The sequence below is a fragment of the Coprococcus phoceensis genome (genome assembly GCF_900104635.1).
GTDB lineage: Bacteria > Bacillota > Clostridia > Lachnospirales > Lachnospiraceae > Faecalimonas > Faecalimonas phoceensis.
The window spans coordinates 1-5,611 of record NZ_FNWC01000004.1 but is presented as its reverse complement, the minus strand read 5'-3'; the positions used below and the strand labels follow the sequence as shown (position 1 = coordinate 5,611).

5 protein-coding genes are annotated in these 5,611 nt (G+C 44.1%); all 5 read right to left on the bottom strand.

Going from position 1 to position 5,611, the window contains the following annotated elements:
* Positions 1–168 precede the first annotated feature (168 nt).
* Positions 169–1,551, bottom strand: a complete 1,383-nt coding sequence (locus tag BQ5364_RS00125) for a hypothetical protein (RefSeq protein ID WP_002595441.1) — start codon at positions 1,549–1,551, stop codon at positions 169–171.
* 381 nt (positions 1,552–1,932) lie between these two features.
* The gene (locus tag BQ5364_RS00120; protein WP_002595445.1) at positions 1,933–2,487 is read right to left on the bottom strand and encodes a hypothetical protein; all 555 of its coding nucleotides are present in this window, start codon (positions 2,485–2,487) and stop codon (positions 1,933–1,935) included.
* A 390-nt stretch (positions 2,488–2,877) separates the two neighbouring features.
* Positions 2,878–3,993, bottom strand: coding sequence for a relaxase/mobilization nuclease domain-containing protein (locus BQ5364_RS00115; RefSeq protein ID WP_002595444.1), 1,116 nt, complete (start codon positions 3,991–3,993; stop codon positions 2,878–2,880).
* On the bottom strand, positions 3,954–4,274 hold the full coding sequence (locus BQ5364_RS00110) for a plasmid mobilization protein (RefSeq protein ID WP_002595443.1): 321 nt from the start codon (positions 4,272–4,274) through the stop codon (positions 3,954–3,956). Before BQ5364_RS00110 ends, BQ5364_RS00115 begins: the two co-directional genes overlap by 40 nt.
* On the bottom strand, positions 4,267–4,902 hold the full coding sequence (locus tag BQ5364_RS00105) for a hypothetical protein (protein ID WP_002595442.1): 636 nt from the start codon (positions 4,900–4,902) through the stop codon (positions 4,267–4,269). Before BQ5364_RS00105 ends, BQ5364_RS00110 begins: the two co-directional genes overlap by 8 nt.
* Positions 4,903–5,611: the final 709 nt, after the last annotated feature.

The window sequence follows — 5,611 nt, the reverse complement described above, 5'->3', positions numbered from 1 at the left end:
GAGATAAATAGGCGGTAGCCAGCCTAAGGCATAAGCCACCTTGCCACAACGGAATAGAAAAGCCCCGGAGGTCGCAACTCCGGGGCTTTTTGCGTGCCACAATGAGCACTTTCGTCTTTCTTGCCTACTGGCATTATAGCATATGCCTTTCAGCATTTCAAGTATGCCCTACTTCCACCACTTATAAACCGTATGCTTTGCAAGTCCTGTCTCTCGGATGCAGTCCGCTTTTGTTCCCAGAGGGTTGCTTTCTCTCCATTCTTCGACAATCTTCGCCTTGTCTGGTCTCCCTTGTAGAGCTTTGCCCCTGTCCTCATTCATTGTTTCAAGGGTAAAACGTGCGATTTTTAAGTGCGTGGCTTGCTTTCTGCCGTTCCTCTTATTTGGCGGTATGACAACTTTCGTCTGCTTCTCTATCCATTCTCGGCTTGCCATAGTCGAAAGTAGCTTGTTATCAGCTTTGAGGGCTTTCAATGCGTCCTTTACATCTTCCCTTGTAAAATGGTTGTCCTCATCATCTGTAAGGCTCTCCAGATGCTCCAAAAATGAATAGGCATCTTGCCTTATTCGTCTTTCAGATATGCCACATTTCAAGCCATACGCACACAATGCCATGATTGAGAAGTACCTACCGCCTACCTTTACTTCGGTAAAAATCTTGTTCTTCCACCACTCATAAAGGGCTTCATTACACACCCATGTGCCTTTTTTCTTCGGTCTGCCCTCTACAACTCGCTCTTGATACCACTCTGGGTACAGCTTCTTTGCTTCGTCCAGTGACAGCTTACTCTTTTCTTTCTTCGGCTTCTCTGTAAGTACCGATAAATCAACCTTACAGTTCGGTATGCTGTCCTTTATATCTTCCAGAGTATAGCGGTTATCCGACATCTTATAGGCTTTCACTGGGAAGTCTGCCCCCAGCTTGCTCTGGCTCCCAACACACCTAAAGCCTTGATAGATACCTGTTATATCTGGGCTGTCTGGTCTGATACTGCTCGTATCGTTCCATAGTCTGCGGATAAATGCTTCTTTCAGCTCCGCAAGGGTATCTTCCAGATTATGATACAACTGTACTGGCTCTTTCAAAAAGTAATAGGCATGGACACCCTTTCCAGAACTCACAAGGTAGGTCGGTCGGAGCTGTACTCCGTTCCCGAATTGCTTCAAGAGGTTCTTCAACTGCTGTTTTCCGACATAATCAATATCTATTGCAACCGCATACAGTTCATGTGCGTTCTGCTTCGTGTGTGTCTTGCCATAGAACGTGATAGGCGGTATCAGTCCGAACTCGTCCCCTATGACCTTATCAAGCATATTCAGACTATCATCTATAACCCACTGCTTCGTTCTTCCCTTTCCAGATGGTCTTATCTGGGTTGCAATCACATTTCCTTTTCCGTCATGCTCTGCACTCTGTAAGCTCCCCTCTGGGAACAAGTCACGATAGAACTCATGGGGGCTGACCTCTGGAAAACCTCTCTCCAACATCAGCTCCTCTTTATCCCTATATACCTTTCTCCACTCATACATTGTTTTTGTATTTCTACGCATATTTTTCTCCTACTTAGATATATTATATAATATACTGCCCTTACTCCGCTTGACCGCTAATCTTATCAATAGATTTTTGCACCTTTTTCTCTCAAGTATAAGGGAGTGCCTTTTTGGTGTCAATATCTACACCTCACTCCCTCTCGCCTTCACCGCTTATCTTATCAATGAAGTATTTTACCTTTTTCCATCAAGTATAAGGGAGTGCCTTTTTGGTGTCAATATCTACACCTCACTCCCTCTCGCCCTTATCGCTTATCTTATCAATGAATTTATTGCACCTTTTTGACCTCTAAAAAAAGGGAGTGAATTAAGAATATCTCATCCTCACTTCACTCCCTCTTATTTTCATCACTACTCTTACCAATATTTCAGTATTTTCTACTTAGCATCACGAAGAGTTCCTTTCCATACTGCGTATTCGTCACCTTTCTCATCAGTTGCGGTTAATATTGCTTCACAATATGGATTTGATGGTGGATTCGGAGTCGTATATACATAGCTTCGAGAATTAGTTCCTGTATACCCATTATGATCTTCTTCATTTGTATGCCAACTATTTACTCCTTCAGCTCTTGTTACAAGTTTACTGGATTTTAATTTTAATGGATTAGACGTCATAGATGCCTTAACTGTGTACTGCGGTCTTCCAGATGAATCTAAACCATCATAAAAATACTCCATACTTCCTAAAATTCTATTTTCAATATCTAAAGCTGTAGCAGGAATAGGTTCTCGAGAAGAAATTGTGTTTTTTCCATCACACGCAAAATATACTTTATCCAGCAAAACAGATTCTCCATTAGTTGAACGAGTCACCGATTCTACCGCCTCGGTTTCAGCAGGAGCTGTATCTGCTGCAAAACTAACCATATTCATAGCCATCATCATTATTGCTGCCAAAGCTAACGCTACAGATCTGCGAATATTTCTCATTAATTTTCCTCCTATGTCAATGTATTTTTATAGCATCTAAAGCAACAAGTACATTGGCATCCCCTCCTTTTTGTTTTACTATACTATATTTTCAACAAAAAAACATTAATTATATATAACATTTTTATAAAACTTTACTTGACAAATAAATAATATAACACTATCAAAAACGTCCCAATATTACAGACCATACCGCCCCAAAACAGGTATATCTTCAAGCCCTCATATCTGAAAAAGCTGTTTTTGCTTTCCTCCAGCTCCCGGACTTTCTGCTTCATTACGCTTGTAAGCGTATCAGACTGCTTTTCAAGAGCTTTTGTTGCCTTCTGTACCGCCTCTATATTCGCCTGTAACGCCTTTTTTACCTCTTGGACGGTACTTTCTCTGACCTCATCTCTCAGGCTCCCAATTCCGGCTGATATGGCGTTCTGAAGTAGTTCGTTGCTGTTCTCTAACTGCTCGACTTGCTTCTTCAGCTCGCTGATGAGCTGCCTGCTCAGCTCGGCGTCTCTCTGCCTGTTCTGCTCTGCCCTTGCTTGTCCTTGATTTGACTGCTTCATCAATTCCTCGCAGCTCTCGCTCGACAAAGCTAAGGCTTCCTTCAGCAGGCTGTTCTCCAGCTCTGTCCGGCTCTGACGGTTCAGTTCTTGGATCCGTTCTCTCGGACTTGCCTGCTCTGACTTCTGCTGTTCGTGCATTTCTCTCAAACTCATGCTCCAGTTCCTCCTTTCCAAAACCCATGTTGTAGTATTTTTCCAGCTTATTATTACGAATTTTGCAAGCCTTTTCTCCTGCCTGCTTCCTTGCTAAGTCGGTATATGTGATGTATTTGTGGCTGTCCTGCCAGTCCACTCCGTACCCTCTTTCATTCATCAGCCGAATAAAGCTTTCCCGGCTGGTCGCTGTTTCCTTACAGTCCAGGACTGCCAGGGCAATGTCCTGGACATAGCTTTTCACTTTCCCCTGCTCCGCCTGCTTCAGAAGCTGGTACGTCTCTTTTTTCCATGCCACTGTTTCCTCACGTTCCGCTCCTTCAAAGGTCTTTCCCTTTTCTGAGACGTGTAGCCCCTGCTCCCTGCTCTGTGCGTTGCACCGCTCCTTCAGCTCCTGCAGGTCGGCGCTGCTCCACTGCAGCTTGTGCCCGTCCTCAAAATTGACGGAATTGACGATAAAGTGCGTATGGATATGTTTTTTGTCCTTATGGGTAGCCACAAGCACCTCAAACCCTTTCCATGCCGACGTATTCTCTGCAAGCTGTAAGGCGTTCCTGTGTGCCTGCTCCGGCGTGATTTTCTCGTCCTTATGGTAGCTCTGGACAAAGTGCTTGTATGTCCTTCCCCCGGTTTTCTCCCATAGTTCCTTGGTGGCTTGCATTTCGTCCTTTACTGTATCTGGTTCACAGTGCAGACCGCTGACAAGCTTATCCTCTGTCTTTTCCTCTTTTGTCACATAGTCCAGTGCTTGCCCTATGCCTGCTTTTGAAGATACTGCTTTAATAACTGCCATACTTCTCTCACCTCTTTCATGGTGTTAGGAAGCTCTTGCTTATAGTCCACATATCCATTTTCATTCAGCTTCTTGGCTATCTGGTTCAGATTGTTGCCTTGCCTTTTCAGCTCTGGATATATCTCTTTCAGTCCGTCCAGATTGACAATGTTCGACTGTGTGAGGGCTTCAATGATATATTGCTGTTGGCTCTTTCCAGACTGCTCTACTTTTTCTTTTATCTGTGCAAGTTCTTCCTCTGACACTCTTATAACTATCTGCTTCGGTCTTGTCCTATTCATTGATGAAGTCCTCTCTTTCCTTTACCCACTTCTTAATGAGTTCGATTTCCTCGTTCATGTTCGGCTCTTTCTCTGGCTTCCAGTCCGCTCTCATGTCTTTCAGTTCTTCCAGTGCTTCTTCTAAGTCTGCCTTATAGCTTTCTAAATCTTCTTTTTCGCTTGCTATATATTCATCAACACTATTGTAACAAGGCACACACTCATAGCTTGTAAAATCATCATTATACTTGTGGTACACAATGTCTTTCCATTCATCACTTGGCTCTGCTATGTTCTGTTTAGTAATTTCAATGTCGGATTTTATTGTCTCTACGTTCTCCAACATATCCAGATAATGCTCTGGTTCATAACCCAAATTCAATAAGTGATTCAGCAGTGTAGGCTCTGGGAACATTCCGAACCAACAACGCTCGAACCACTGGTCAGCATAATCTCTTTCATCACTTCCATTGGAGTAAGTACCGCCCACCAAATCTCCGACAAAATTCTCTATCAGCTCTCCGATTGTCAGACCATGCTTCCCACACTTTCTCGCCAGTCGGTCACAATCTGCGTCCGACAATTTCACTGTGATTTTTCTCTCTCTGATTGTCTCAATTTCTTTCTGCTGTTCCTCGCCCCAACTCATGCTTTTACCTCTCTTTCTTCTTGGCTATCACTCAACAATTTACCGCATATCTGCGGTCACTCAAAGGGGGATTGAAGGGGGGCTTTGCCACCCTCACAAGTTCTAAAGTGTAGCCGTTAGGCTATCACTTTAGGGAACTTGCAATATATCCGCTACACATAATATAGCATAGTGATAGCCACTTGTCAAGCGGATATATTCGTGCGTGGATTTCGCCAGAAATACAGTGGAGCTTACTTCCTCTTGGGCGACTTTGGAAGTGTAGGAGGGAGACAGTCAAGGGCTTGTTTTTTATCTGCAGTATGAGCTTCGGCTTGCCGATCAGCGAATGCAGCAGATAAAAAATGGTCGCAGACCACCCTTTACTTTCTTCCGCCGGAACAGACAATGAAGCACAAGGGGAAGTGACGGAACGGACGGACAGCCGTTTCCCCCTCCGGCATGATAGCCAACAAAAAAGAGTATCAAGGGTAAACGCTGCGGTCTTTCGACCGCCCTTGACACTCTTTTCCTTATGGCTCTGATAATAAACAAGGGGAAATGGCTTCTTGTGGCATTTCTGCCACTATGGTATAATGGGCAACGCTACCACCCCTATACAGGTACAGAAAGGGGGTGTGCCACCATGAGTATATTTTCGTCTTTCTTACTCTCTGTCTTGGCAAGTGTAGTCGCCTACTACATCTGCAAATGGCTGGACGGAGATAAA

Coding starts and splice junctions, on each gene's coding strand:
- BQ5364_RS00125 (WP_002595441.1), bottom strand. CDS start 1,551: ATGCGTAGAAATACAAAAACAATGTATGAGTGGAGAAAGGTATATAGG.
- BQ5364_RS00115 (WP_002595444.1), bottom strand. CDS start 3,993: ATGGCAGTTATTAAAGCAGTATCTTCAAAAGCAGGCATAGGGCAAGCA.
- BQ5364_RS00105 (WP_002595442.1), bottom strand. CDS start 4,902: ATGAGTTGGGGCGAGGAACAGCAGAAAGAAATTGAGACAATCAGAGAG.
- BQ5364_RS00110 (WP_002595443.1), bottom strand. CDS start 4,274: ATGAATAGGACAAGACCGAAGCAGATAGTTATAAGAGTGTCAGAGGAA.
- BQ5364_RS00120 (WP_002595445.1), bottom strand. CDS start 2,487: ATGAGAAATATTCGCAGATCTGTAGCGTTAGCTTTGGCAGCAATAATG.